The sequence below is a fragment of the Amycolatopsis sp. NPDC089917 genome, from assembly GCF_040684635.1.
GTDB lineage: Bacteria > Actinomycetota > Actinomycetes > Mycobacteriales > Pseudonocardiaceae > Amycolatopsis.
This window is the reverse complement of the sequence record NZ_JBFBGL010000088.1, coordinates 1-25,700: the sequence shown is the minus strand read 5'-3', so window position 1 is coordinate 25,700 and position 25,700 is coordinate 1. Positions and strand designations below refer to the sequence as shown.

The 25,700-nt window shown below is 68.8% G+C and carries 23 protein-coding genes; 15 read left to right on the top strand and 8 right to left on the bottom strand.

Annotation, left to right across the window (positions count from 1 at the left end; genetic code table 11):
- Positions 1-94: 94 nt before the first annotated feature.
- From AB0N89_RS37430 to rsmD, 6 genes are all read right to left on the bottom strand, one after another.
- Entirely contained in the window at positions 95-820 is a 726-nt protein-coding gene (locus AB0N89_RS37430) for a DivIVA domain-containing protein (RefSeq protein ID WP_364215245.1), read from the bottom strand.
- Between the two features lie 130 nt (positions 821-950).
- Positions 951-1,742, bottom strand: a complete 792-nt coding sequence (locus tag AB0N89_RS37425; protein WP_364215242.1) for a hypothetical protein — start codon at positions 1,740-1,742, stop codon at positions 951-953.
- Positions 1,742-2,266, bottom strand: a complete 525-nt coding sequence (locus AB0N89_RS37420; RefSeq protein WP_364215239.1) for a SigE family RNA polymerase sigma factor — start codon at positions 2,264-2,266, stop codon at positions 1,742-1,744. The genes AB0N89_RS37425 and AB0N89_RS37420 overlap by 1 nt, the downstream gene beginning before the upstream one ends.
- A gap of 67 nt (positions 2,267-2,333) precedes the next feature.
- Entirely contained in the window at positions 2,334-3,023 is a 690-nt protein-coding gene (locus AB0N89_RS37415) for a ribonuclease domain-containing protein (RefSeq protein ID WP_364215236.1), read from the bottom strand.
- A gap of 99 nt (positions 3,024-3,122) precedes the next feature.
- Positions 3,123-3,605, bottom strand: coding sequence for a pantetheine-phosphate adenylyltransferase (gene coaD, locus AB0N89_RS37410; RefSeq protein ID WP_364215233.1), 483 nt, complete (start codon positions 3,603-3,605; stop codon positions 3,123-3,125).
- 52 nt (positions 3,606-3,657) lie between these two features.
- Positions 3,658-4,230, bottom strand: a complete 573-nt coding sequence (gene rsmD / locus AB0N89_RS37405) for a 16S rRNA (guanine(966)-N(2))-methyltransferase RsmD (protein ID WP_364215230.1) — start codon at positions 4,228-4,230, stop codon at positions 3,658-3,660.
- A 104-nt stretch (positions 4,231-4,334) separates the two neighbouring features.
- On the opposite strand from rsmD, the gene AB0N89_RS37400 reads away from it, so the two are divergent.
- On the top strand, positions 4,335-6,449 hold the full coding sequence (locus AB0N89_RS37400) for an AAA family ATPase (RefSeq protein WP_364215227.1): 2,115 nt from the start codon (positions 4,335-4,337) through the stop codon (positions 6,447-6,449).
- 200 nt (positions 6,450-6,649) lie between these two features.
- On the opposite strand, the gene AB0N89_RS37395 is transcribed toward AB0N89_RS37400, so the two are convergent.
- On the bottom strand, positions 6,650-10,444 hold the full coding sequence (locus AB0N89_RS37395; RefSeq protein ID WP_364215248.1) for a helix-turn-helix domain-containing protein: 3,795 nt from the start codon (positions 10,442-10,444) through the stop codon (positions 6,650-6,652).
- Between the two features lie 195 nt (positions 10,445-10,639).
- Between AB0N89_RS37395 and AB0N89_RS37390 the strand changes: the two genes are divergently transcribed.
- From AB0N89_RS37390 to AB0N89_RS37335, 12 genes are all read left to right on the top strand, one after another.
- Positions 10,640-11,635 (top strand): LLM class flavin-dependent oxidoreductase, encoded by a 996-nt coding sequence (locus AB0N89_RS37390; RefSeq protein WP_364215224.1) that lies wholly within the window; start codon positions 10,640-10,642, stop codon positions 11,633-11,635.
- A gap of 606 nt (positions 11,636-12,241) precedes the next feature.
- Positions 12,242-13,036, top strand: a complete 795-nt coding sequence (locus AB0N89_RS37385) for an ABC transporter permease (RefSeq protein ID WP_016336400.1) — start codon at positions 12,242-12,244, stop codon at positions 13,034-13,036.
- A complete protein-coding gene (locus AB0N89_RS37380; protein WP_364215221.1) occupies positions 13,036-13,887 on the top strand; it encodes an ABC transporter permease in 852 nt (283 codons plus the stop codon). Before AB0N89_RS37385 ends, AB0N89_RS37380 begins: the two co-directional genes overlap by 1 nt.
- A complete protein-coding gene (locus AB0N89_RS37375; RefSeq protein WP_364215218.1) occupies positions 13,884-15,149 on the top strand; it encodes an MCE family protein in 1,266 nt (421 codons plus the stop codon). Before AB0N89_RS37380 ends, AB0N89_RS37375 begins: the two co-directional genes overlap by 4 nt.
- Positions 15,146-16,153 carry an MlaD family protein gene (locus AB0N89_RS37370; protein ID WP_364215215.1) on the top strand — a complete coding sequence of 336 codons (1,008 nt, stop codon included), beginning with the start codon at positions 15,146-15,148 and terminating at the stop codon, positions 16,151-16,153. The genes AB0N89_RS37375 and AB0N89_RS37370 overlap by 4 nt, the downstream gene beginning before the upstream one ends.
- Positions 16,150-17,139, top strand: coding sequence for an MCE family protein (locus tag AB0N89_RS37365; RefSeq protein ID WP_364215212.1), 990 nt, complete (start codon positions 16,150-16,152; stop codon positions 17,137-17,139). Before AB0N89_RS37370 ends, AB0N89_RS37365 begins: the two co-directional genes overlap by 4 nt.
- Positions 17,136-18,131 carry an MCE family protein gene (locus AB0N89_RS37360; protein ID WP_364215209.1) on the top strand — a complete coding sequence of 332 codons (996 nt, stop codon included), beginning with the start codon at positions 17,136-17,138 and terminating at the stop codon, positions 18,129-18,131. Before AB0N89_RS37365 ends, AB0N89_RS37360 begins: the two co-directional genes overlap by 4 nt.
- Positions 18,128-19,183 (top strand): MCE family protein, encoded by a 1,056-nt coding sequence (locus AB0N89_RS37355; protein ID WP_364215207.1) that lies wholly within the window; start codon positions 18,128-18,130, stop codon positions 19,181-19,183. Before AB0N89_RS37360 ends, AB0N89_RS37355 begins: the two co-directional genes overlap by 4 nt.
- Positions 19,183-20,376 (top strand): MlaD family protein, encoded by a 1,194-nt coding sequence (locus AB0N89_RS37350; RefSeq protein WP_364215204.1) that lies wholly within the window; start codon positions 19,183-19,185, stop codon positions 20,374-20,376. Before AB0N89_RS37355 ends, AB0N89_RS37350 begins: the two co-directional genes overlap by 1 nt.
- Positions 20,361-20,864, top strand: coding sequence for a hypothetical protein (locus tag AB0N89_RS37345; RefSeq protein WP_364215201.1), 504 nt, complete (start codon positions 20,361-20,363; stop codon positions 20,862-20,864). The genes AB0N89_RS37350 and AB0N89_RS37345 overlap by 16 nt, the downstream gene beginning before the upstream one ends.
- A complete protein-coding gene (locus AB0N89_RS37340; RefSeq protein WP_364215199.1) occupies positions 20,861-21,463 on the top strand; it encodes a hypothetical protein in 603 nt (200 codons plus the stop codon). The genes AB0N89_RS37345 and AB0N89_RS37340 overlap by 4 nt, the downstream gene beginning before the upstream one ends.
- Before the next feature lie 62 nt (positions 21,464-21,525).
- On the top strand, positions 21,526-22,185 hold the full coding sequence (locus AB0N89_RS37335; protein ID WP_364215196.1) for a hypothetical protein: 660 nt from the start codon (positions 21,526-21,528) through the stop codon (positions 22,183-22,185).
- A gap of 75 nt (positions 22,186-22,260) precedes the next feature.
- Here AB0N89_RS37335 and AB0N89_RS37330 read toward each other — a convergent pair whose 3' ends face one another.
- Positions 22,261-23,181 (bottom strand): hypothetical protein, encoded by a 921-nt coding sequence (locus AB0N89_RS37330; protein WP_364215193.1) that lies wholly within the window; start codon positions 23,179-23,181, stop codon positions 22,261-22,263.
- Between the two features lie 344 nt (positions 23,182-23,525).
- On the opposite strand from AB0N89_RS37330, the gene AB0N89_RS37325 reads away from it, so the two are divergent.
- Together AB0N89_RS37325 and AB0N89_RS37320 are read left to right on the top strand one after the other, a co-directional pair.
- Positions 23,526-24,152: a DUF6801 domain-containing protein gene (locus AB0N89_RS37325; protein ID WP_364215190.1), complete on the top strand. Its 627-nt coding sequence runs from the start codon at positions 23,526-23,528 to the stop codon at positions 24,150-24,152.
- A gap of 73 nt (positions 24,153-24,225) precedes the next feature.
- The gene (locus AB0N89_RS37320; RefSeq protein WP_364215187.1) at positions 24,226-25,602 is read left to right on the top strand and encodes a DUF6801 domain-containing protein; all 1,377 of its coding nucleotides are present in this window, start codon (positions 24,226-24,228) and stop codon (positions 25,600-25,602) included.
- Positions 25,603-25,700: the final 98 nt, after the last annotated feature.

Below are 25,700 nucleotides of genomic sequence, written 5' to 3'. Positions count from 1 at the left end.
CCCCGCCACCCACTTTCGGGCACGGTCCGCCGCCGGTCCGTGAAGGCCTCCTTGAGGGACTCTGGGTCCCTCAAGGAGGCCTTCACGGACTTGATCAGGCCTGGTAGTCGTACAGGGAGGTGCGGCTGTTGCCCGGCAGGTTGACCGGGGACCGCAGGTGGTTGCGCCCGGAGTCGACCGTCCGCAGCGTGGTCGCCAGCAGTTCGGAGAACTCGGCGAGCTTGCCGTCCACGTAGGCGTCGCAGTCGCCGCGCTGCTTGTCGGCCTCGACGTGCGCCTCGTCGACGATGCGCGCCGCCTCGCCGTGCGCGGCCTGGACGACCTCGGTCTGCGCGACGAGCCTGGCCTGTTCGGCGCGGCCGTCCTCGATGGCGCGCTCATAGGCGTCGCGACCGGCCTGGATCATCCGCTCCGACTCGGCCCGCGAGCGGTCGGTGAGGTTCTGGAACTCGGCCTGCCCGGAGGCGACCATGCGCTCGGCCTCGGCGTGCGCGTCGCCCATCATCTGCTCGGCGCGGGCACGGGCGTCGGCGAGGATGCGCTCGGCCTCGGCCTGCGCGTCGGCGACGGTGCGGTCGGCCTCGGTGTTCGCCGTGGTGACCGTCTCCGCGGCTTCGGTGCGGGCGGTCTGGATCAGCTGATCGCGTTTGTCGAGGACGTCCTGCGCGTCGTCCACTTCACCCGGAAGGGCGTCGCGGATGTCGTCGAGCAGTTCGAGCGCCTCCCCGCGCGGGACGACACAACTGGAGGTCATCGGCACGCCGCGGGCTTCCTCCACGATGGTGACGAGCTCGTCGAGCGCCTCGAAAACCCGGTACACGGCCACTCCCTACCTACAGCGATCTACCTACAGCGATCCCCACATTCCCTGAGCCCAGTTTGCCCTCATCGCCGCCGTAAGGGGTGAAAGCGCGCGGTACCGGGCGTGTCCCGCCCGGTACCGCGCGTTCCTACCGCAGAGCGAGTGCCGGATCCGTGACCAGCTTGATCAACTGATCATCAGCCGGGCGCGAGCCCCCGTCGCCCGAGCCGGAGGACACGGAGACCGACGTGCCGTCCACCCGGTACGCGGTCGCGGCGCGACCCGGCTCGACGTCGCCTTGAGGCAGCGACGGGACGGTGCCGGTGACGACGACGGTGCTCCCGTCCGCCTGGGGCAGCTTCACGCAGTCCACCGGTTCCCCGCTGTTCACCCCGCCCCCGATGTCCGCGCCGAGGTCTCCCCGTGCCCTGCGGCCCGGTTCACAACTGTCTTCGAGCGAGAACCCCCGCTTGGCGCCCTCGGTCCCGAGCAGCGCGATGACCAGTGAACGGTCGGCGCCCGAGGCGTCCCGGTAGCCGACGATGAAGACGAGAACGTCCAAGGCCCGCAGCTGGTGAGCGGAGCGGATCCGGATGTTCTTCGCCCCGGTGAGCACGCCGGGCAGCGCGGTCGACAGATGCCCGGTGATCCTCGCCTTCTGGGCCGTCAGGTCGCCGTTCGCCGGAACGGCCGACGAAGCGGCACTCGGCGACGGCGTCACCGGAGTGGGCGGCACGGCCGGGCCGGCCACCGGAGCGGTTCCCGGCCTCACGAAGACCACCACCGCCGCGATCACCGCCAGTGTCGCGACCCCTGTCGAGAGGACCCCTCGCCGGTGCCGCACCTTCTTCTCCGCCCTCACGGCGACCTCGTCCGGGTCGAAGCCCAGCGGGGGCTCGGCCAGCTTGATCCCGCGCAGCCTGTTCTCGAGTTCGTCCATCACGCGCTCCTCCCGGAGACAGCCTCGTCGTGCTGTCTCTGCAGGGCCGCGCGGAGGACGTCGAGTCCCCGCGCGGCCTGGCTCCTGACCGTCCCTTCCGAACAGCGCAGCGCGACGGCGACCTCCGCGACCGGGAGATCGGCGCAGTAGCGCAGCACGACGGCGGCGCGCTGTTTCGGCGGAACTTCGGCGAGGGCGCGAAGCAGGGAATCCGAGATGCCGGCATCGGCACCGCTGGCCGGGGCAGCGGGCTCTTCGGGGACGACGCCGTCGCGGTTCTCCTTGCTCCGCCACGGTCGCCGCCGCTCATCGAGCCAGCAGCGCAGCAGGATCTGCCTCGTGTAGTTGTCGACGGGGCCTTTCCGGCGGACCTTCGGCCAGACCCGGTAAAGGCGTATCAGCGCGGTTTGGACCAGATCCTCCGCGAGATGCCAGTCGCCGCAGAGCAGATACGCCGTCCGCCGCAGCGGCAGCGCCTTGTCCCTGGCGAACTCCCTGAAGCTCGCGTCGTCCCCAGACCGCATCGTGCCTCCTCATCCGTGTTCCGGTGTATCTCACGGACGGGGAGGCACGAAATGTTGCATGGACGGCTCAGCCGCCGAGATTCACCAGTTTGAAGGTCGCGTAGTGGTCGGGCGTGTAGATGATCTCGCCGCCCTTGCCGGAGATCACGCGGTCGTTCGTGCCCACCGGGAACAGCTGGTAGTAACCGGCGGCGCACGACGGCAGCACACCTTCGCGGTTCTCGTAGACCGTGCCGGTCGCGCCGCCGCGGGCCTTGTCCACCACGGACTTCGCCGCGGAGGACAGGGTCGAGTAGCCGGTCTTCGCCAGCTTCGAGGTGTCACCGCAGGACGGCGCCGGGGTGCCCTTGACGTCGATCACGGAGAAGGACTTGTAGTGGTCGCCGGTGTAGAAGTACTCCCCGCCGGTCCCGGTGACGATGCGGCGCGTGCCGCGGTTCGACGAGCCCGGGGTCGGGACGGTGTACTCGTGGTAGTAACCGGAAGCGCACTTCGGGAGGATGTTCTCCCGGTTCGAGAAGACCGTCCCGTCGTTGTCCGGGTACGGGTACGGCCCACCCTTCTGGATGAGGTTGTACGTCGTCGTCGCCTCGGCGGGCAGCGACGAGAGCGACGTGTGCTTGAACCCGGTGAGATCCCCGCAAGGGTTCTGCTGGATGGAGACGGGCGTGGCGGCCTGCGCCGCACCGACCCCGCCGAAGAAGGTGACGAGCAGAACGAGCAGCGCGGCGGCCGCCCGCGATCGTTTGTTGGTCATTTTCGGACCGTAACCCGATCGTGTGTTCGCCAGAAGGCGTCGAGATGAACTCTCCACCGCCGCTCACCGTTGACCGACCAACGGCTTCGGCCGTTCGGGTCAACCTCGATCGGAGAACTTCTCCGAGAGGCGTTTGAACACTATCGGCGGCACCAGGTGCTCGATGTCGCCGCCGAGCGCGGAGATCTCCTTGACCAGCGAACTCGACACGAAACCATAGGCCGGGTTGTTCGCCATCAGCAGCGTTTCGAGCCCGGTCAGCTCACGGTTCATCTGGGCCATCTGGAGCTCGTAGTCGAAGTCGCTGACCGACCGCAGCCCCTTCGCGACCGCGATGATGTCGTTGTCGCGGCAGTAGTCGACCAGGAGTCCCTGCCAGGAGTCGACGCGCACGTTCGGCAGCTTCGCGGTGATCTCGCGCAGGATGTCCATCCGCTCCTCGGTGGTGAACAGGCCCTTCTTGCTCTTGTTCACCCCCACCGCGACGACGACCTCGTCGAACAGCTTCGCCGCCCGCTCGATGATGTCGAGATGTCCATTCGTGGCCGGGTCGTAGGACCCGGGACAGACCGCACGCCGCATGGCGCGGACGCTACCAAGGGAAAGGGGCCCCTGCGCGTTCATCCGTGCGGCGTCACACTTGATGTTCGGCCCAGTAGAGCGCGGTGTCGCCGTAGCGCTTCGTCCGCATCGGCTCGAAGCCCGGCGGCCAGTCCGGCTCGCCGTCCCGAGCCGCCCGCTCGATCACCACCAGCGCCCCGTCCGAGACCCAGCGGCCCGCCGCGAGCGCGCCCATGACCTCCCCCAGGCGGGTGGAATCCACGGCGTACGGCGGATCGGCGAGGACGATGTCGAACGTCTCCGGCGCCGGAGCGGCGACGACGGACTCGACGGCCCCGGCCCGGACCGTGCCACCGAGACCGAGCGCGGCGACGTTCCCCTTGAGGACTTCGACCGCGCGCCGGTCCGACTCGACGAACAGCGCGCCGGACGCGCCGCGGGACAGCGCCTCCAGTCCGAGGGCGCCCGAACCCGCGTAAAGGTCGAGGACCTGGCTCCCCTGCAGCTCGCCGGCGACCTCCAGCGCGTTGAACAGCGCTTCCCGCACGCGCTCCGACGTCGGCCGCGTGCCCTTCGGAGGGACCTTCAACCGCCTGCCGCCCGCGGTCCCCGCCACGATCCTGGTCATTGCTGCATCGTGCCTCAACGGCTTCCACCGTGACGTTGCCCGGGACTTGGTGAAGCCGCCGCCCAGCTCGCGTAGAGTCGTCCTTCGCCCTCGGAGGCGATAGAAGCGTTTAGGAGCGTTGCGTGTCCGAACCTCGGGTCAGACGGGCCGAGATCGCCATCGAGCAAGCCCATGTGGACACCGTCTACACCCGGCTCGCCGAACTGCGAGCCCAGGCTGAGGCCATGCGTACCAAGGGCTATGAGATCGGCCATGGCGCCGGACGGGAAGCGATCTTCGAGCAGGCGTCGATGCTGTTCGAACGGGACATGATGGTGTACCACGCCAATCAGACCCTCCAGACCCTCGACGCGGAGTACGAGGGCCTGGTGTTCGGCAGGCTCGACCACCTCGACGAAGAGCACATCTACGTCGGTCGCCTCGGGATCCGCGACGCCGAGTTCGACAACCTCGTCACCGACTGGCGCGCGCCCGCGGCCGCGGCGTTCTACCAGGCGACGGCCGAGGAGCCGATGGACGTCGTCCGGCGCCGGGTGATCCGGTGCTCCGGGCAGAACGTGCTCGACGTCGACGACGACGTGCTGATCGCCGACGCGGTCCCGGAGACCATGCAGATCGTCGGCGAGGGCGCGCTCATGGCGGCGCTCGGGCGGTCGCGCGGCGAGAAGATGCGGGACATCGTCGCGACCATCCAGAAGGAACAGGACGAGGTCATCCGCGCGCCGTGGCGCGGTGTCACGGAGATCACGGGTGGTCCCGGCACCGGCAAGACCGCGGTCGCGCTGCACCGCGCGGCGTACCTGCTCTACCGCCACCGCCGCCAGCTCGGCGGCGCGGGCGTGCTGGTGATCGGCCCGTCCGGGGTGTTCACCAGCTACATCTCGCGGGTGCTGCCGTCGATGGGCGAGACGAACGTCGAACTGCGCGCGCTCGGCGAGGTCCTCGACGGTCTCGAAGCGACCAGGCAGGACTCGGCGCCGCTGGCGGCGATCAAGGGCTCGCTGCGGATGCGCAAGATCCTGCTGCGCGCCCTGCGGGACACGCCCGAAGAGGCGCCCGAGGACATGAAGATCGTCTATCGCGGCGAGGTGCTGCGGCTGAACGCGCGCGAACTCGACAAGGTGCGCCGGAAGGTCCACACCGCGGGCGGTCCGCCGAACCGGGCACGGATCCGCGCCGCCGAACTGCTGCTCGACGCGCTCGCCGCGAAGGCCGAGCAGCACGCGAAGGACGACGGACGGCAGATCGACAAGGCCGAGCTGGTCACCGAACTCGGCGAGCGGATCGAGTTCCACCGGTTCCTGGTGGTCTGGTGGCCGATCCTGTACCCGGCGCAGATCCTGCGGTGGCTGGGCACCGAGAAGCGGCTCGCCTCGGCGGCGAAGGGCCTGCTCAACCGCAACGAGATCAGCCTGCTCGCGGCCGATTTCGCCGATCGCTCGCGCGGCTGGACCATCGCGGACGTCGCGCTCCTCGACGAGCTGCGCGTCCTGATCGGACAGCCGCCCAAGAGCCGCCGTGCCCGCCAGAACATCGAGGTCAACCCGGAGCGCGGTGGCGCCCCGACCCGGCCCGAGCACTACGACGAGTACTCGCACGTCGTCGTCGACGAGTCGCAGGACCTCTCGCCGATGCAGTGGCGGATGGTCGGTCGGCGCGGCAAGTACGCGAGCTGGACCGTGGTCGGCGACCCGGTGCAGAGCTCTTGGCCGGATCCGGCCGAAGCCGCGATGGCGCGGGATCAGGCCTTCGGGCTCAAGACGACGCGGCGCCGGTTCACCCTGCGCACCAACTACCGGAACTCGGCGGAGATCTTCGACCTGGCCGCGAAGGTCGTCGCCGGGCACGCGGAGGCCGACGAGCTCCCGCGCGCGGTGCGGCAGACCGGCATCACGCCGGAGGTCCGCCCCGTCGAGGCCTCCGGGCTGGAGGCGGCGACGCAGGCCGCGGTGAAGGAAATGATGGGGGTCGTCGAAGGCACCGTCGGCGTGATCACCGCCATGGACCGGGTGCCCGAGGTCGAGGGCTGGCTCGACGGGCTTTCGGACGAGCGGCTCAAGGTCGTCGGCAGCCTCGACTCCAAGGGTCTCGAATACGACGCGGTCGTCCTGGTCGAGCCGAACGACCTCATCACGGAGTCGAGCACCGGCCGCCGGGTGCTGTACGTAGCGCTGACCCGCGCGACCCAGCAGCTGACCGTCCTGGCCTCCGACCCGGACTGGATCCCCGCCGCCTGACCTTCTCTTCTGCAACACGTTAAAGCTGAAGGGCTCCTTCAGGACACTGGTGAATGCCCTGAAGGAGCCCTTCAGACCCCCGGTGAGTGAACGACGTGGGGACGCATCGCACGTCCAGGGGTATTTCTAGCGCCTAATCGTTGTTCGGTGTCACGCCGTTTTCATCGAACAACAACGCCGAACAACGGAATCGGCGGTGGTCACGGGCACGGAGGCCGGTAATCGAGCCCCGGCAGGCGTTGTTCCCACTCCGCCGCCGTGATCCGCGGGTACACGGTCGCGCAGACGCGCTCGGCGGCGCGCTCGGCGTTCGTCTCCCACAGCCGCACACTGCCGTCCGCGACCGAACCCGCGAGCGTGTGCCCATCGGGGGCGAACGCCACCGCGTTGACCCTGTCGACGTCCTCGGTCAGGCTCGCCGACTCGCGCACCGTCCCGGAACCGGCGACGTCCCATAGTCGCACGGTCCGGTCGTAGCTGCCGGTCGCGAAGGACTTACCGTCGCCGCTGAACGCCACCGAGATGACGATGTCGGTGTGCCCGGTGACCAACGCGGACTCTCGCGGGGCCGCCGGGTTCGACACGTCCCAGATCCGCGCGGTGCGGTCGGCGCTGCCGGTCGCGGCGAGTTTGCCGTCCCGGCTGAAGGCGACGGAGAACACGGTGTCGGTGTGTCCCTTCAGCACCGAAAGCTGCTTCGGCGCCTTCGCCATCGAGACGTCCCAGAGTCGCGCGGTGTGGTCCCAGCCCCCGCTCAGCAGCGTGCGGCCGTCCGGACCGAACGCGAGCGAATGGACGTCGTCCTCGTGCCCGGTCAGGGTCGCGAGCTCGACGGGTTTCCGCGAGTCCGCCACGTCCCAGAGCTTCACCGTGTGGCCGGCGCCCGCGGTCGCGAGAGTGCGGCCGTCGGGGCTGAACGCGACCGCGTCGATCTCCTCCGGAGGCCTGTCGAAGACACCGACGTCGACAGGTTTGCGCGGATCGGTGACGTCGATCAGCCGCATCGTGTGGTCCCAGGCGCCGGCGGCGAGCGTCCGGCCGTCCGGGCTGAACGCGAGACCGCAGACACCGCTGCCGAAGCCCGTGATCCGGCCCAGCTCGCGCGGGTTCCGCGGATCGCCGACGTCGTTCAGGCGCACCACGCCGTCCTGGCTCCCGGTGGCCAGCAGCTTCCCGTCCGCGCTGAACACCGCCCGGCAGGCCGATCTCGCGGCGCCGGTGATCGCGGGTCCCGGCAGCTCCCACAGCCGCACCGTCTGGTCGTCGCTCGCGGTCACCAGCGTGCGGCCGTCGCGGGAGAACACCGCCCAGACGACCGCCGCGGTGTGCCCGGTCAGCGGCGTCTTCTCGCGCGGCTTCCTCGGATCGGTGACGTCCCACAACCGCGCGTTGCGGTCGAAACCGGTCGTGGCCAGCGTCGTCCCGTCCGGGCTGAAGGCCACGGACCGCACGATGGTCTTGTGCGCGGTCATCGTCCCCAGCGGCGCGGGCGCCATCGGGTCGGTGACGTCCCACAGGCGCGCGCTCTGGTCGATGCTCGCGGTGGCGAGCGTCCGGCCGTCCGGGCTGAACGTCGCGGAGTGGACCCCGGCGGTGTGCCCGGTCGCCACCCCGATCGGCCTGGCCCTGGCCGGTTCGGCGACGTCCCACAGCCGCGCGGTCTTGTCCGCGCCCGTCGAGGCGAGCATGCGGCCGTCCGGGGCGTACGCGAGGCCGTTGACGTTGCCGGTGTGCCCGGTGAGGGTGGCCACGAGCACCGGTTTCGCGAGATCGCGGACGTCGAACAGGCGGATCGTGCCGTCGCCGTCCGAGGTGGCGAGCACCGGCGCCGTCGGGCTGAACGCGACCGCGTTGACCCGGCTCGGATGCTCGCCGACCAGCACGCCCGGCCCGGGTTTCGCGGGATCGGCGACGTTCCACAGCCGCGCGGTCTTGTCCCAGCCCGCCGTCGCGACCGCGCCGCCGTCGGCGCTGAACGCCACGGAGTTGACGTTGTCGGTATGCCCGGACAGCGTGGCCAGCTCGCTCGGGCGGTAGGGATCCTTGACGTCCCACAGCTTCGCCGTCTGGTCCCAGCTGCCGGTCACCATCACCTTGCCGTCGCCGCGCAAAGCGGCCGAGTTGACCCGGTTGGTGTGTCCGGCGACCCGGGTCGAGTACGGCGAGGCGACCATCCCGAGCACGCTGCTGCGGGTTTCCACGCCCGGATCGACGTCGTACGCCGCCAGCGCGAGCTGCGCGGCCAGCGCCGGGTTCGTCGCGCGCATCTCCAGAGCCTGCCCGGCGACCTTCTGCGCGAGCGCGTTGTTGCGCTGGCTGGTCGCGGTCTGCTCGGCCCGGACGGCGTAGACCATCGCGCCCGTCGCCAGCACCAGCAGCACGGCCAGGAGCGCGACCAGCTGGCGCAACCGCCGGGTGCGGCGGCGCGCGATCGCCTGTTCGTGGTTCTCGATGGCCACACCGGCGTCGAGGAAACGGCGCTCGCGCTGGGAAAGCGCGCTGTCGTGCTCGTCCGCCCAGTCCTTGGCGATGGACAGCCGCGCGCCGCGGTAGAGCCAGCCGTCGTCGTGGCCGACCGATTCCCACGCGTCGGTCGCCTCGGTGAGCTGGCGGTGCACGCGCAGGCCCTCACGGTCCTCGGCGAGCCACTCGCGCAGGCGCGGCCAGCCGCGGATCAGCGCCTCGTGCGCGATCTCGATGCCGTTGTCGTCGAGGGTGACCAGCCGTGACGAGGCCAGCCTGTCCAGCACGACGGCGACGTCCGGGTCGTCGGCGTCCACCTCGTCGCGGGTGATGCGGCGTTTGGTGTCCTCGGTGCCCTCGCCGAGCGCGGTCATCCGCAGGAAGATCTGGTTCGCCAGCCGCTGCTGGTGCTCGCTCAGCGCGGTGAAAGTGTGCTCGGAGGTCTGCGCGACCGACCGCTCGATCCCGCCGGTGGACTCGTAGCCGGTGAGCGTGAGGGTGTTGCCGTGGCGGCGGCGCCAGGTCTCCAGCAGCGCGTGCGAAAGCAGCGGCAGCACGCCGGGCTGCCCGGTCGCGTCGGCGACCAGCCGCGAGACCAGCGCGTTCTCGACGCGGTACCCGGCGTCGATCGCGGGCCGCGAGATGGCCTGCCGCAGCTCCTCGGTGCTCATCGGGCCGACGAGGATCTGCGCGTCCTGCATGGCCTCGACCAGCTCGGGATGCCGCGCGCAATGCGTGTAGAAGTCGGTGCGGATGCCGAGGACGACCCTGGTCCGGCTGTCCGGCTCGGTCGTCGCGGTGACCAGCGCGGACAGGAAGGCCGCGCGCTCGCCGGCGTCCTGGCAGAGCGTGAAGACCTCTTCGAACTGGTCGACGACCAGCACGACGTCGCCCTCGCGATCGGCGACCAGCTGGCGGGCGGCGAGGCCGAGGTTGCGCGGATGTTCGGTGAACTCGGTCAGCAGACCGCCGGGAGCGAGGCCGAGCGCGGCACCGAACTGGACGGCGCACTCCTGCAAGGGCCGCGAACCGGGGGTCATCAGCACTGTGACGGAGTTCTCGGCGACGGCGGGCAGGAGGCCCGCGCGGAGCAACGACGACTTACCGGAACCGGACGCTCCCAGAACCGCCAGAAATCTTTGCCTCGAAAGCCTGGTAACCAGTTTCCCGACAAGTCGTTCGCGGCCGAAGAATCGGCCCGCGTCACCCGATCCGAATGCGGTCAGGCCGATATAAGGGGCGGATTCCCCATTCAGTGGGGCAACCGGTGAATCACCGACTCCCGTGCGCGTCCGCTCGGTCACGTCGTGCCATCGGGCCTCCCACTCCGTCTCGGGCCCTTCGCATGCCCGGACGTAGGCCAACGTGACCGCCAAGCTGGGCATCTTCTTCCCGCCGGCGGCTTCGGAGAGGGTCCCCGCGGAGTAGTGGGCGCGCCTGCCCAGCTCGCGATACGTCGGGTTTCCGGCTTTCTCCCGCAAGCGCCGGAGATCGGCGGCGAACTCGAGCAACGGATCGTCCCCGGGGCCCAAAGGTCTCTCCGGACGCGGCACTCGCAATCCTTTCTTTTCAGTGGTTTTCCCACGGTCGCATTCGGGGGCAACCGTACCGTGAAAACGGCCGGAGTCCGACCGGTGGCGGGCGCATCGGGTCGGTTAATTTCGATCGTTCGACAGGTGCCGGATGTCACGGGAAGGGATCGAGGGCCGGACGCGTTGTACCGGAGCGTGACCTCCTTGCCTGACATCCCGCTGTCCGTGCTCGACCTCTCGCCCGTCGTGGCCGGGGGCGGTGTGGGCGATTCGCTGCGCAACACCCTCGACCTCGCCCGCCGGACCGAAGCGCTCGGCTATCACCGGTACTGGCTCGCCGAGCACCACAACATGCCCGGCATCGCGAGTTCCGCGACCGCCGTGATGATCGGCCAGGTCGCCGCCGCCACCGAACGTATCCGGGTCGGCTCCGGCGGGGTCATGCTGCCGAACCACGCGCCGCTGGTGGTGGCCGAGCAGTTCGGCACCCTGGAGGCGTTCCACCCCGGCCGGATCGATCTCGGCATCGGGCGGGCCCCGGGTACCGACCAGCGGACCGCGCTCGCGCTGCGCGGTCCCGGCGGGCTCACCGCGGAGAACTTCCCGCAGCAGTTCGCCGAACTGCTGGGCTACTTCGAGCACTCCGACCAGCGCGCGGTCAACGCCGTGACCGCCGAGGGCAACAAGCCGCCGGTGTGGCTGCTCGGGTCGAGCGGCTTCAGCGCGCGGATGGCGGGCGAACTGGGCCTGCCGTTCTCCTTCGCGCACCACTTCAGCGCCGAGAACACGCTTCCCGCCGTGGCGCTCTACCGCGACTCGTTCAAGCCGTCGGACGTCCTCGACGAGCCGTACGTGATGCTCGGCGTCTCCGTGGTGGCCGCCGAGACCGACGAGCGCGCCCAGTACCTGGCCGCGCCGAGCGGACTGACGTTCCTCAGCCTCCGCAAGGGCCGCCCCATCCCGCTGCCGACGCCGGAAGAGGCCGCGGCGTACCCGTACACCGACATCGAGCGCGTGTTCATCGAGGACCGGGCTTCGAGCAGCGTCATCGGTTCACCCGAGACGGTCCACAAGGGACTCGAAACGCTACTGGCCGACACGGGCGCGAACGAGCTGATGATCACGACCATGGTGCACGACCAGGCGGACCGGGTCCGCTCCTATGAACTGGTGTCCGAACTGGCGCGCTGACCGCTCGCCGCTCACGACCGCCCCGGCGCTTTCGCGTGATCGCGTGGACGACACGTGTGATCAGACGGACGACACGCGCGCGCCAGGGTCCCGCCACGAGTCGTCCGTTCAGTCACTCGTGTCGTCCGTCTGATCACGCGAGTCGTCCATCCAGTCACGCGACACGCGGCGAGTCCCCCTCCCGCGCCAAGTCCGTGAAGGCCTCCTTGAGGGACCCTGGGTCCCTCAAGGAGGCCTTCACGGACTTCGGCGACCCAAGAAGGCGACTCGAAGACCGATCGAGACTCCAAGTGGGTGACCGTCCCGCCTCTCACCCACCCCGAAGCACCGAACGGCCCGCCGCGCCGGAGATCGCGAAAGAACGGACAAGATCCCCGTCCGCCTTTGTCACAAAAGGACAAGAATTCACCGGTTACCAGGACGTGACGTCTTGATCGGACCGAAGTTCTTGTCACCAAGCAGGCTCGTCATTAGCGTACCGACCAGTAGCAAACAGCACGGTAACACCCCGTTGATCCTATTCAACGATTCCGCTCCGCCATTCGGAGCAAAGGAATTGCGCAACCTGGGGTGTATTCGCCGTGCCCGGAAAACTGGAGGGTCGGCGTGGGCGTCCGGACTGGCGCACCCTCATTCCCCGGCGCGGGTGCGATCCGGGAGACGGGCAGGCTGTACTCACTCGGCCTCGACGTCGTCCGCCTGACTTTCCGGCGGCCGTTCCAGGCCCGCGAGCTGATCCAGCAGTTCTGGTTCATCGCGAGCGTGTCGATCCTGCCGACGGCGCTGGTCGCGATCCCGTTCGGCGCGGTGATCGCGCTGCACATCGGGTCGCTGACCGCGCAGATCGGCGCGCAATCCTTCACCGGCGCGGCCAGTGTGCTGGCGATCATCCAGCAGGCGAGCCCGATCGTGACGGCGCTGCTGATCGCGGGCGCCGGCGGATCGGCGATGTGCGCGGACCTCGGGTCCCGCACGATCCGCGAGGAGATCGACGCGATGGAGGTGCTCGGGGTCTCCCCGATCCAGCGCCTGATCGTGCCCCGCGTGCTCGCCGCCATGGGGGTCGCCGCATTCCTGAACGGAATGGTCAGCGTGGTCGGCGTCCTCGGCGGCTATTTCTTCAACGTCATCATGCAGAACGGGACACCGGGTGCGTATCTGGCCAGTTTCTCCGCTCTCGCGCAGCTGCCGGACCTCTGGATCAGCGAGATCAAAGCGGTCATCTTCGGTTTCGTCGCGGCGATCGTCGCCTCTTATCGCGGGCTCAATCCGAAAGGCGGCCCGAAAGGCGTCGGTGACGCGGTGAACCAATCCGTGGTCATCACGTTCCTGCTCCTGTTCCTGTTGAACCTCGTGCTGACGACGCTCTACCTCCAGCTCGTCCCGGCGAAGGGCAGCTGATGACCACGACGACACCCACCCGAACGACGCGGGTCCGCGAAGCCGTCGATCGCCGGTTCGGTTTCCTGGACACGCTCGGCGACCAGATCCTCTTCTTCCTCAAGGCACTCGCCTGGGTGCCCCGCGCGGTGCACCGCTACCTGCGTGAGATCACCCGTCTGCTGGCGGAAGTCAGCTTCGGCAGCGGCGCGCTCGCGGTCATCGGCGGCACGATCGGCGTGATGATCGGGATGACCGTGTTCACCGGCACGGTCGTCGGGCTCCAGGGTTACTCGGCGCTCAACCAGGTCGGCACGTCGGCGTTCGCCGGGTTCGTCTCCGCGTACTTCAACACCCGCGAGATCGCGCCGCTCGTCGCGGGCCTGGCGCTTTCGGCCACCGTCGGCTGCGGGTTCACCGCGCAGCTGGGCGCGATGCGGATCTCGGAGGAGATCGACGCCCTGGAAGTGATGGGCATCCCCAGCGTCCCGTACCTGGTGACCACCCGGATCATCGCGGGCTTCCTCGCGGTCATCCCGTTGTACGCGATCGGCCTGCTGACCTCGTATCTCGCGTCGCGCCAGATCACCGTCTGGTTCTACGGTCAGTCCGCGGGCACCTACGACCACTACTTCCTGCTGTTCCTGCCGCCCGGCGACGTGCTCTGGTCGTTCGGCAAGGTGCTGGTGTTCAGCGTCGTGATCGTGCTCGCCCACTGTTACTACGGTTTCCGCGCGAGCGGCGGGCCCGCGGGCGTCGGCGTGGCCGTCGGCCGCGGCGTGCGGACCGCGATCGTGGCGGTCAGCGTGCTGGACTTCTTCCTCAGTCTCGCGATCTGGGGCGCGACCACGACGGTGCAGGTGGCCGGATGAGCCGGCGCGGGCTGCGCAAAGCCGGGGTCAGGACGGCCGGGGTGCTGTTCCTCGTGGTGATGTCCGCCCTCGTGCTGCTGTCGGTCAAGATCTACCGGAAGGACTTCGTCACCTCGGTCCCGGTGACGCTGCAGGCGGACAGGGTCGGCAACCAGCTGCGCGCGGGCGGGCAGGTCAAGGCGCGCGGCGTGGTGGTCGGCGAGATCCGTGACGTCCGCGCGACGCCGTCGGGCGCCGAGATCGACTTGGCCATGGAGCCCGGCAAGGTCGACCAGCTGCCGAAGAACGTGTCCGCGCTGCTCGTGCCGAAGACCCTGTTCGGTGAGCGGTACGTGCAACTGTCCATTCCGGACGGGTCGACGGCGCGGCCACTGGCTTCGGGTGACGTGATCACGCAGGACCGCTCGGCCAACGCCATCGAGCTGGAGCGGGTCTTCGACAACCTGTTGCCGCTGCTCAAAGCGGTACAGCCGCAGAAGCTCGCGACCACGCTCACCACCGTCTCCACCGCGCTGGAAGGCCGCGGCGAGCAGATCGGCGACACCCTCGCCACCGCGGCCGACTATCTCAAGGAGTTCAACCCGAACCTCCCGGCGCTGAACGACAACATCCGCGACCTCGCCACGGTTTCCCGGCTGTACGGCGACATCGCGCCGGATCTGCTCGACGCGCTGAGCGCCTCGGCGGTCACGCTCGACACGGTCAAGGAGAAGCGCGCCGAACTGGCGACGGTGTACCAGCAGGTGACGTCGTCCTCCCAGCAGGTCACGACGTTCCTCGCCAACAACCGCGCCAACATCATCGCGCTCGCCGCCGACAGCCGGGCACCGCTCGAAGTCGCCGCGAAGTATTCGCCGAGTTTCGCCTGCACGATCGACGCGCTGGCCAAGCTGAAGCCGCAGATGGACAAGGTGCTGGGCAAGGGTACCGACGAGCCCGGTCTGCACGCGGAGATCACCATCACCCAGCCTCGCGGGAAGTACGTCCCGGGCAAGGACGACCCGGTCTACGACGCCACCGGTGAACCTCGCTGCTACCCGTCGAACGGGATGATGAACCAGGGCATCGAGGCGACCGGCGAGAAGACCGTCGCGCTCCCCGGTGTGCAGGGCGACCTCGGCCTGGCGAACTCGCCGCAGGAACGGGAACTGATCTCCACGCTGGTCGCGCCGTCGGCGGGCGTCCCGGCGAGCCAGGTGCCCGCCTGGGGCAGCGTGCTCGTCGGCCCGCTCTACCGGGGCACGGAGGTGACCCTGCGATGAGGAACTTCGTGAGCCCGCTGATCAAGGGGCTGATCTTCGTCGTCATCACGACGCTGGCCACGGTGCTGCTGGCCGTGTCCATCACCAACACCGGCCTCGGCGACACCAAGACCTACAGCGCCAAATTCCTCGACGCGACGTCGCTGAACGTCGGCGACGACGTCCGGATCTCCGGGGTGCGGGTCGGGCAGATCGAGGAACTGGAAATCGCCGACCACAGCCTCGCGCGCGTCAAGTTCTCCCTCGACTCCCAGCGCAGGCTGCCCGCCGACGTGAACGCGGTGATCAAGTACCGCAACATGGTCGGCCAGCGCTACATCGCCCTCGAACGCGGCAAGGGCACCCGCGAACTCCTGGAGCCGGGCGCCGAGATCCCGCTGGACCGCACGACTCCCGCGCTGGACCTGACGGAACTGTTCAACGGCTTCAAACCGTTGTTCCAGGCCCTGTCCCCCAAGGACGTCAACCAGCTCTCCGGCGAGATCGTCCAGGTCCTGCAGGGCGAGGGCGGCACGGTGGAAAGCCTGCTGGCGCACACCGGTTCGCTGACCACCACGCTCGCCGGCCGCGACAAGGTGATCGGCGACGTGATCACGAACCTGGACACGGTGCTGAAGACCATCAACGGCAAGGGCGACGCACTGTCCACTTTGGTCTCCACACTGAGGGAGCTGGTGTCCGGCCTCGCCGGTGACCGCGCCGAGATCGGCGAGGCCGTCTCCGGGCTCGCGGACCTCACCACCGCCACGGCCGGTCTGCTCGAACAGGGCAGGAAACCGCTCAAGGACAGCATCGAGGGTCTCGGCCTGCTCTCCGGAGCGCTGACGACCGCCGAGGCCAAGCCCCAGGTCGAACAGTTCCTCACCGTGCTTCCCGGGAAACTGAACGACCTGGGCCGGATCAGCTCGTACGGATCGTGGATGAACTTCTACCTGTGCTCGGCCGTGCTCCGGAGCGACCCGCCCCGCGGGGTCCCGGCGACGGCGGAGAGGTGCGCGTCGTGAAACCCTTCAAGGAACGGAACCCGATCGTCATCGGTGTCGTCGGCAGCGCCCTCGCGGCCGCGCTGCTGACCGCGACGCTCAACTACGAAGAGCTCCCGATCATCGGTTCCGGAACCACGTACCAGGCCGAGTTCTCCGAGGCGGCCGGGTTGCAGGCCGACGACGAGGTGCGGATCGCCGGGATCAAGGTCGGCCAGGTGAGCGACGTCCAGCTCGCCGAGGACCACGTGGTGGTGAGCTTCCGGGTCAAGGACGCCTGGGTCGGCGACAAGACCGCCGCCGAGATCAAGATCAAGACGTTGCTGGGCCGGAAGTTCCTGGCGCTGCGGCCGACCGGCGAGACGGTGCAGAACCCGAAGCAGGTCATCCCGCGCACCCGGACCGTCACCCCGTACGACGTCACCGAGGCGTTCAACGGGCTGGCCGACACCGCGGGCGCGATCGACACCGATCAGCTCGCGGAGAGCTTCACCACGCTGTCCGACACGTTCAAGAACTCGCCCGAGCACATCCGGAAGGCGCTCGACGGGCTGACGTCGCTGTCGAAGACCGTGTCTTCCAGGGACAACGAGCTCGCCAGCCTGTTGTCGAACGCGCACGGCCTCACCACGACGCTCGCGAACTCGAACGAGGACTTCGCCAAACTCCTCTCGGACGGCAACCTGCTGCTGACCGAACTGGACAACCGGCGGCAGGCGATCCACGACCTGCTGACCGGCTCGCAGGACCTCGCCACCCAGCTTTCGGGGCTGGTGCAGGACAACAAGGACCAGCTCGGCGGCGCGCTCAGCCAGCTCGGAGAGGTGACCGACATCCTGCAGCGGCAGAACGACAATCTCGCCAAGAGCCTCGACCTCGCCGCGCCGTACTTCCGCGTGGTCAACAACTCCCTCGGCAACGGACGCTGGGTGGACAGCTACCTGTGCGGGCTCATCCCCGAGAACCGGGATCCCTGCACCCCGCCGATCCCGGGAGGTGGCCGGTGATCAGCAGGTTCGTCACCCTGGCACTCGTGCTCGCGCTGGCCGTCGTCGGCGGTCTCTGGTGGATCTTCTCCGGCAGCGGGCTCGACCGCGTGACCGTGTACTTCTCGCGCGCGGTCGGTGTCTACAGCGGATCGGACGTCCGTGTGCTCGGCGTCCGGGTCGGCCAGGTCGAATCGGTGGCCCCGGAAGGGGAACGGGTCAAGGTCGTGCTGACCGTCGAAGGCTCGACGCCGATCGCCGCCGACACCAACGTCCTGGTCGTGGCGCCGAGCGTGGTCGCGGACCGGTACGTCCAGTTCACGAAGCTCACCCGCGCCGGGAACCGCCTGGACGACGGCGCGGTGATCCCGGTGGAGCGCACCGGCACACCGGTGGAGCTCGACCAGCTCTACTCCAGCCTCGACACCCTCGCCAAGGCCCTCGGGCCCAAGGGCGCGAACGCCGACGGCGCGCTTTCGGAACTGCTCCGCACCGGCGCGAAGAACCTGCAGGGCAACGGGAAGCCGTTCAACGAGTCGGTGCGCAACTTCGCCGACCTCGCCAGGACGCTGTCCGGGAACTCGCAGAACCTGTTCGCCACCGTCGACGAACTCCAGCGGTTCACCTCGATGCTGGCCACCAACGACCGGAACGTCAGCGAGATCAACAGGCAGCTCGCCTCGGTGACCGGGACGCTGGCGCGGAACAAGGACGAGCTCGCCAAGGCGCTCAACGGCCTCGGCGGCGCGCTCGCGCAGATCCAGCAGTTCATCCGGGACAACCGCGCGCTGATCAAGTCCAATGTGGACAAGCTCGCGGTGACCACCGGGACGCTGGTCGACAAACGCGCGGCGCTGGCCGAGACGCTGGACACGATCCCGCTGGCGGTGACGAACGCGCTCCAGGCCGTCGACCCGAAGACCGGGAAGCTGAACGGCCGCGGCTACCTGCTCGACTACGCCCCGCTTCCGCTGCCGGTCGCCGGCGACACCTACACCGGGGGGCGCCGATGACCACGAAACGGACGATCGCGGTGCTCGCCGCGTGCTGTCTCGCGCTCACCGCCTGTTCCTCGGATTTCAAGGGCGTCTACGACCTGCCGCTGCCCGGCGGCGCGGACATCGGGGACCATCCGTACCGGGTGACCGTGCAGTTCGCCGACGTGCTCGACTTGGTCCCCCAGGCCGCGGTGAAGGTCGGCGACGTCCCGGTCGGCCGGGTCGAGACGATCAAGCTCGGCGAAGACGGCTGGACGGCCGAGACCGTCCTGGCGGTCAACGGCGACGTCCACCTGCCCGCCAACGCCATCGCGCGGCTGCGGCAGTCCAGCCTGCTCGGCGAGAAGTTCATCGAACTCGCGCCGAGCGCGACGAAAGCCGAGGGCAGGCTGGGCGACGGCGCGGTGATCCCCGTCGCGAGCACGAACCGCAACCCGGAGTTCGAGGAGATCTTCGGCGCGCTGTCCCTGCTGCTCAACGGCGGCGGGATCGGCCAGCTGCAGACCATCAACCGCGAGCTGTCGAAGGTGATGGACGGCAACGAGGAGGAGATCCGCTCCTTCCTGTCCACCGTCGAGCAACTGGTGTCCAACCTGGACACGCACCGCTCCGACATCACCTCGGCGCTCGACGGGCTCAACCGGCTCTCGACGACGCTGGCGAACCGGAAGACGCAGGTCGAAGGCGCGCTCACCGACCTCACCCCCGGGCTGAAGAGCCTTTCCGAACAGCGCACCCAGCTCGTCTCGATGCTGCAGTCGCTGGACCGGCTTTCCGGGGTCGGCGTCGACGTGATCAAGAAGACCCGCGCCGACCTCGTCGCGGACCTCACCGCGCTCGCGCCGATCCTCAAGCGGCTCGCCGACGCCGGCGAGAGCCTGCCCAAGTCGCTGGAGATCCTGCCGACGTTCCCGTTCACCGACGCCGTCCGCGACGGGATCAAGGGCGATTACCTGAACGTCTACGCCTCGATGATCCCCGGGCCGGGCGTCGAACTCCCTCCCCCGGGCGAAGGGGTCCCGCCGGGGCTCCCGACGCTCCCGCTGCCGTCCTCCGGAGGTAGCTGATGCTCACCACCCGTGTCCGGATCCAGGTGATCGCGTTCGTCATCATCGCGCTGGCGACGACGGCGTTCGTGGGGGCCAACTACGCGGGGCTCGGCCGCCTCTTCGGCGCGAGCGGGTACACCGTGAAGCTCGCGCTGACCGACGGCGGCGGCCTGTTCACCAACGGCGAGGTGACCTACCGCGGCGTCGCCGTCGGCCGGGTCGGCGAACTCCGGCTCACCGCCGGGGGTATGGAAGCGGATCTGCTGATCGCCGACGACGCGCCGCCGATCCCCGCGAACTCGCGGGCGGTCGTGGCGAACCGGTCCGCCGTCGGCGAGCAGTTCGTCGACCTGCAGCCGAGGACCGGCGACGGGCCGTTCCTCGCCGAAGGTTCGGTGATCCCGCGCGAGGCGACGAGCGTCCCGCTGCCGGTGCAGCATCTGCTGACCGACCTGGACTCGCTGACCGCGTCCGTGCCGACCGAGGACCTGCGGGTCGTGGTCGACGAACTCGACAACGCCCTGCGCGGTTCCGGCGCGAACCTCCAGGTGCTGCTGGACTCCACCACCGACTTCACCAAGCAGGCCGCGAACCACCTGCCGCAGACGGAGAAACTGCTCACCGACGGCTCGACCGTGCTCAGGACGCAGGTCGACTCGTCGCAGGCGTGGCGGCAGTTCAGCGACAACGCCAGGCAGTTCGCCCAGCAGCTGTCCAGTTCGGACGGTGACCTGCGCAGGCTGATCGCGACCGCGCCCGACGCGGCGACCCAGGTCTCCAGGCTGCTGCGGGACAACGAGCCGGGCCTGCCGATCCTGCTGGCGAACCTGCTCACCACGTCGCACGTGTTCTCCGCGCGCACCGACGGCCTTCGGCAGCTGCTGATCAACACCCCGAAGGCGGTCTCCGCCGTCGACGCGGCCGTCGACGACGAGTCCGGGAAGATCGGGCTGGTCCTGAACTTCTTCGACCCGGTGCCGTGCACCAAGGGCTACGAGGGCACGAAGATCCGCGACAGCAGGGACGTTTCGTCACTGCCGTTCAACACCGGTGCCGCTTGCACGCTCGAAAGGGGCGACCCGAGTTCGGTCCGCGGCTCGCAGAACGCGCCGAAGGGCGGCGTCCCGCCCGCCGCGATCCCCGGCGGTTTCGGCGCCGACGGACAGCCGACGTCCACCAGCCTCGAGGAGATGTTGTGGCTGCGCAACTGAAGATCGCGATCGCCGTGCTCGTCGCGGCCTGCGCGTTCGCCGGATGGGCCGGGTACACCTGGTTCACCGCGACGAGCTCCGAGGCCGTGGCCTACGGGAACTCGCGCGACGAAGCGCTCAAGAGCGGGCGTGAACTGGTCGCCCGGCTGACCAGCCTCGACCACCACCGCGTCGACCAGGGCATCGCCGACTGGCTCGCCGCGTCGACCGGTCCCCTGCGCGATCAGCTGGGCAAGACCGACGACGCGACCAAGCAGACGCTCACCAAGGACGCGACGGTCTCGACGGGCAAGGTGCTCGACGCGGCGATCAGCGAACTCGACGACCACGCGGGAACGGCCAAGATGCTGGCTTCGGTGGAGATCACGATGGCGAAGGAAGGCGCGGCGCCGACGACGAAGCGCAACCGATTCGCCGCCGGGCTGACCAGGACCGGCGAAGGCTGGAAGCTCAGCGCGCTCGACCAGCTCCCGGTGGGTGCGCGATGACCGCCACCGCCGACACCGACGATGTCACCGAGACCGAAGCCGAGACCGAGACCCCGGCCGAACCCGTCGCCGAAGAGACCCCCGAACAGCCGTCCCGCCGGCCGAAGCTGTTTCTGATCCTGCTGGCCGCGGCGGCCGTGCTGGTGGCGGCGGGCGGGTGGTTCACGCTGGAGGCGAGGTCGATCTCGGCCGCGCCGTCCGCGGCGAACACCGCGCTCACCGACGTCGGGGCGACGGCCGAGGTGAACTCGGCGGTGACGGTGGCGCTCGACAAGATCTTCTCCTATTCCTACGACCGGACCGACGTCACCGAAAAGGCGGCGGCCTCGGCGCTGAGAGGCAAGGCGCTGGAGTCGTACAACCAGCTGTTCGCCCAAGTCAGGGAAAAGGCACCGGCACAGAAACTCGTCCTCACGACCCGCGTCTCGTCATCCGCCGTCCAGGAACTCGGCGACGGTAAAGCGCGACTGCTCGTATTTCTCGATCAAGCGGCGACGCGAGCCGACAACAATTCGTCGTCGACGGCAGCCGCCCAGCTTTCGATCACCGCGGAACGCGAAGGCGACAATTGGGTCATCACCGATCTCGTCCCCCGGTGACAAACCGGCATTTCCCCATTTCGTCCGCTTTGTAAATCAGGAGAGAAAACGAGGAGAAACCCATGTTCGGTCGAACGCGCCCGAAAACCGCCCGTCGCCGTCTCGGCACGGTCGTCGCGCTCACGTCCGCGATCGCCGTGGCGGGCAGCCTCGCCGCGACCCCCGCGCTCGCGGACGACCCGGTCGAGATCCCGGTGTCCTACACCGTCACCGGGAAGACCACGGTCAAGAAGACCGGCGGCACCCTCGACCTGGGCCCCGGCCAGCTCAACGGCGCCCTCGTCATCGACGGGGACAACGTCGGCATCCGCGGCGACCTGTCCCTGCCGCCCGCGACGGCGAACATCTCGCTGGTCTCGGGCGTCTTCAAGATCAAGGCCCGTGTCCGGATCGAGCCGACCGGGCCGGTCACCGGCACGCTGGCCAACGGCGACCTGACCACCCGTTCGCAGGCGAACATGCTGATCGACAACATCGTCGTCGGCCTGTTCTACCCGGTCATCCCGCTGCCGACGGTGCCGAACGCCTGCAAGACGGTCAAGCCGCTCGACCTGACCCTGGTGTCGAAGAACGTCGACCTGTTCGCCGAGACGATCCCGTCTTCGGGGACGTTCACCATCCCGGCCTTCAAGGACTGCTTCATCAACGACCTCGCGCTGGGGTCGCTGATCTCGGGGCCGGACAACACGATCAACCTGAGCCTGAAGTCGAACCTGTCCTGACGCCGCTCTGACGCTCAAGTCCGTGAAGGCCTCCTTAAGGGACTCTGGGTCCCTTAAGGAGGCCTTCACGGAACGTCAGCAGAAGTACGGCGCGTTCGGGTCGACCAGCGCCACCCCGGTGCTGTCACCAGCGGAAACGGCGTAGACCGGGACGCACACGCCGGAGAACTTCCAGAAGTCCGTCGGCGGTTCCGTCGAGGTGTCCCGGCTTTCCTGCTTCACGTTGCTGCCCCAGGCGAAGACGCTCCCGTCGGACTTCAGCGCGACATTGTGGTTGAACCCCGCGTCGATGGCGACGACGTCGGACTGCGCTTCCGGCGGAACCGTGGCCTGGCCAGAGGAATTGTCACCCCACGCGATGACGCCGCCGTTCTTCAGCGCGATGCTGTGCCGGAACCCGGCGGAGATCGCCGACACCCCGGAGGTGGCCGCCGCGGGCACGGTGATCTGGCCTTTCCCATTGCTGCCCCAGGCGACGACCCCGCCGTTCTTGATCGCGAGCCCGTGGTCGCCGCCCGCCGAGATCGCGGTGACCCCGGACGAGACCGTCGTGGGCACGGCCGTCCTCGAACCCCAGCTCAGCACGCTGCCGTTCGTTTTGAGCGCGAGGTTGAAGTAGGCACTCGTGGAGATGGCGGTGACGCCCGAGGTGGCGGCCGCCGGTACGACGTTCTGACCGTAGAAACCGTTGCCCCAGGCGATCACACCGCCGTTCTTCAGCGCCAGTTCGTGCGCCCATCCCGCCGCGATCGCCGTGACCCCCGACGTCGCCGCGGCCGGCACGGTGGCCTGCCCGTAGCTGTTGTTGCCCCAGGCGATCACGCCACCGTCCTTGAGGGCCACATGGGTGATCGCGCCCGCCGAAACGGCGCTCGCGCCGAGCGCGGCGGCGGGCACGTTGCCCTGCCCTTGCGCGTAGTCGTTGCTTCCCCAAGGCCTCGCTTCGCCGGTGGGCGCGGCGTGGGCGGTACCGGAAAGGGAAACCGTGGCGATCATTACGGCTATCGTTGTACTCGTCACGCGCCGTGTCGCGGATCGTCGATTGACTGAAGCCATGCGCGGAATGTTAACCCGGTTCCGCCGATCGGCTTCGTCTTTGTCACCGCCGGACAAACTTCATAATCGCATTCAGCGGGCACTGACAAGAAAGAACGGGTCCCTCACCCACCCGGAAACATGTCGACATGAATCCTTGTTACGTACATAACTCGCGGGTAACCTCGGTTTACCCCACCACCGAGAAAGCCGCTCAGTCGAGCATATTTGATCAGAAAAATCCGCCGAAAGGCGCATGGGGAAAGCCACCCGAGACGTAAACTGGATCAAAGGAGATGACAGGTATGTCCCGCAGACTTGGCAAGTTGTCGGCCGGCGTCGCCACCACCGGCATCGTGATGGGCGCGGTCGCCGTGCTCACCGCCGGCACGGCCCTCGCCGCGACCACCTACGCCACCGGCTCGGTCGCGTACATGTGCAACTTCCCCGGCATCGGCCAGCAGCAGCTGGACGTGAAGGCCCAGTTCGACGGCCCGACGTCGATCGCCTCGGGCGCCACCGCCACCCCGTCGAACATCTCGGGGACCGCGACGATCAACGCCACCATCAACGCGCTGCTCAACGCCGCCAACTACGACGGCGTCCGCGGCAAGGCCAACATGCCGATCACCATCACCAACGCCACCCCGGCGTCGGCGACGGTGACCAACCTCGACGTCCCGACGCAGATCAACCCCTACGTGCCCGGCCCCCGGTCGTTCAACATCGTCCAGGCCGCGGGCACCGGTGTCCCGACGTTCACCGCCGGCGCCCCCGGCTCGGCGACCGCGTCGCTCGGCACCACCATCAACGCCCCGCTGGACTTCCACAAGAAGGACGGCACCTGGACCGCGTGGAACTTCAACTGCACCGTGAAGAACACCAACCCGGCGCAGAACCGCGCGTTCAGCCCGGCGATCCCGATCACCTGATGAACCCTCCGTGCGGGGCGGGGACGCCCGCCCCGCACGGGCTTCACGCCGACACAGTACGAGAGGAACCCCCATGACACAGCAGGTTCGCCGGGCACTCGGGAGGTTTCCCGTTCTGGCGGGCGTCATCCTGCTCGCGGGGGTCAACGGCGCGCTGTCCTCGTCGGCGGCGACCGACCCGACGACACCGCCCGCGCCGCCGCTGGAAGGTTCCGCCTCCGCGCGTCAAAGCCTCGCGAACACCTGCGTGTTCCCGGATCCCGCCGGGGAACGACCGGTCACCATGGACGTCCAGGCCACGCTGCCGAAGGTCGTCGCGACCGGGAAACCGGTGCAGATCAAAGACTTCTCCCTGACCTTCACCATCGGCGAAGGAGCACTCGGGACCGTCACGGAGGTTTCGGGTGTCGCGGCCGTCGAGCTCACGGCCGCGAACGGGGACAAGAAGACCCCGTTGCCGGTGTCCCTGACGATCCCGGCGACGAAGGTTCCCGCCACCGGCGAACTGAAACTGGTGGCGACGGGCAAGGCGCCCGACGTCCTGCTGAACGTGCCGAGCGAACTGCGGCTGACCACCGGTGCCCCGTCGCTCGCGCTGACCGCCGCCGAAACACCTCTCAAGCCGATCACCTGCACCCAGGCGCCGGACCAGAACACGCTGCTCGGCAGCGTCGCGCTGCTGCCCATCGGGAAACCGAAGCCGCAGCCGGGTGAACCGGGTGAGCGGAAGAAGCCCGGGGCCGACACGCGCGCCGCGGACGACGTCCATGCCAGCGCCCTGTTCCCCATCGCGTTGCAGCCGTTCGAACTGCAGGGCACGTCCTCGATCACGAAACTCGGCGCGTTCGCCAGGCTCAAGCCCGCGATCATGGTCAACGCGGTCTGGGAAGTGGACCTGGAGAACACCGAGGGGCCTGGCAAGGTCACCGGCTCGCTCATCATGCCGCCGAGCCGGATGACGTTCCTCGGTTTCGGCTTCGTCCCGATCAGCGCCACCATGGAACTGCTGCCCGAAGACCACGCCACCGGCAACCACATCATCGACGTCGACGGTGTCGCGATCCCGGAGCCGTCAGGGAGTTCGACGGTCCTCACCCCGCTCAAGGTCTACGGGAAACTGAGCGAGGTCACCATCAACGGGGTCGCCCTCGACGTCGGCGACCACTGCCTCACCGCCGAGCCGATCAAGATCAATCTCCGCGGCGAGAAGTACGGGATGTTCACCGGCGGCGTCGTGCGCACCGATCCGCAGTGGGAGGACCCCGCCTACAAGGACTTCACCCTGCCCGCGTTCTCCGGTTGCGGGGTGACGGAAGACCTCGACTCGCTGCTGACCGGGATGGCGTCCGGTCCGGGCAACCAGGCGTGTGTCGGGATCAACCAGGTCGGCCTGCCCTGGGATCCGGAACGCAAGTGTCCCAACGTGGATCCGCCGGTGGCGCGCCGCTGACGAGTGTCATGAGGGGTCCCCATAGGACGAAAGATGTCCTATGGGGACCCCGCATGACATCCGGGGGCGAGGGCCCGCACGGCGTCCACTGTGGACTC

What these genes read in the sequence shown, in the direction of transcription:
- AB0N89_RS37425 (WP_364215242.1), bottom strand. Translation starts at nt 1,742, where the DNA reads ATGGACGAACTCGAGAACAGGCTGCGCGGGATCAAGCTGGCCGAGCCC.
- AB0N89_RS37420 (WP_364215239.1), bottom strand. Translation starts at nt 2,266, where the DNA reads ATGCGGTCTGGGGACGACGCGAGCTTCAGGGAGTTCGCCAGGGACAAG.
- AB0N89_RS37415 (WP_364215236.1), bottom strand. Translation starts at nt 3,023, where the DNA reads ATGACCAACAAACGATCGCGGGCGGCCGCCGCGCTGCTCGTTCTGCTC.
- coaD (WP_364215233.1), bottom strand. Translation starts at nt 3,605, where the DNA reads ATGCGGCGTGCGGTCTGTCCCGGGTCCTACGACCCGGCCACGAATGGA.
- AB0N89_RS37380 (WP_364215221.1), top strand. Translation starts at nt 13,036, where the DNA reads ATGACCACGACGACACCCACCCGAACGACGCGGGTCCGCGAAGCCGTC.
- AB0N89_RS37375 (WP_364215218.1), top strand. Translation starts at nt 13,884, where the DNA reads ATGAGCCGGCGCGGGCTGCGCAAAGCCGGGGTCAGGACGGCCGGGGTG.
- AB0N89_RS37370 (WP_364215215.1), top strand. Translation starts at nt 15,146, where the DNA reads ATGAGGAACTTCGTGAGCCCGCTGATCAAGGGGCTGATCTTCGTCGTC.
- AB0N89_RS37355 (WP_364215207.1), top strand. Translation starts at nt 18,128, where the DNA reads ATGACCACGAAACGGACGATCGCGGTGCTCGCCGCGTGCTGTCTCGCG.
- AB0N89_RS37350 (WP_364215204.1), top strand. Translation starts at nt 19,183, where the DNA reads ATGCTCACCACCCGTGTCCGGATCCAGGTGATCGCGTTCGTCATCATC.
- AB0N89_RS37340 (WP_364215199.1), top strand. Translation starts at nt 20,861, where the DNA reads ATGACCGCCACCGCCGACACCGACGATGTCACCGAGACCGAAGCCGAG.
- AB0N89_RS37335 (WP_364215196.1), top strand. Translation starts at nt 21,526, where the DNA reads ATGTTCGGTCGAACGCGCCCGAAAACCGCCCGTCGCCGTCTCGGCACG.
- AB0N89_RS37330 (WP_364215193.1), bottom strand. Translation starts at nt 23,181, where the DNA reads ATGATCGCCACGGTTTCCCTTTCCGGTACCGCCCACGCCGCGCCCACC.
- AB0N89_RS37325 (WP_364215190.1), top strand. Translation starts at nt 23,526, where the DNA reads ATGTCCCGCAGACTTGGCAAGTTGTCGGCCGGCGTCGCCACCACCGGC.
- AB0N89_RS37320 (WP_364215187.1), top strand. Translation starts at nt 24,226, where the DNA reads ATGACACAGCAGGTTCGCCGGGCACTCGGGAGGTTTCCCGTTCTGGCG.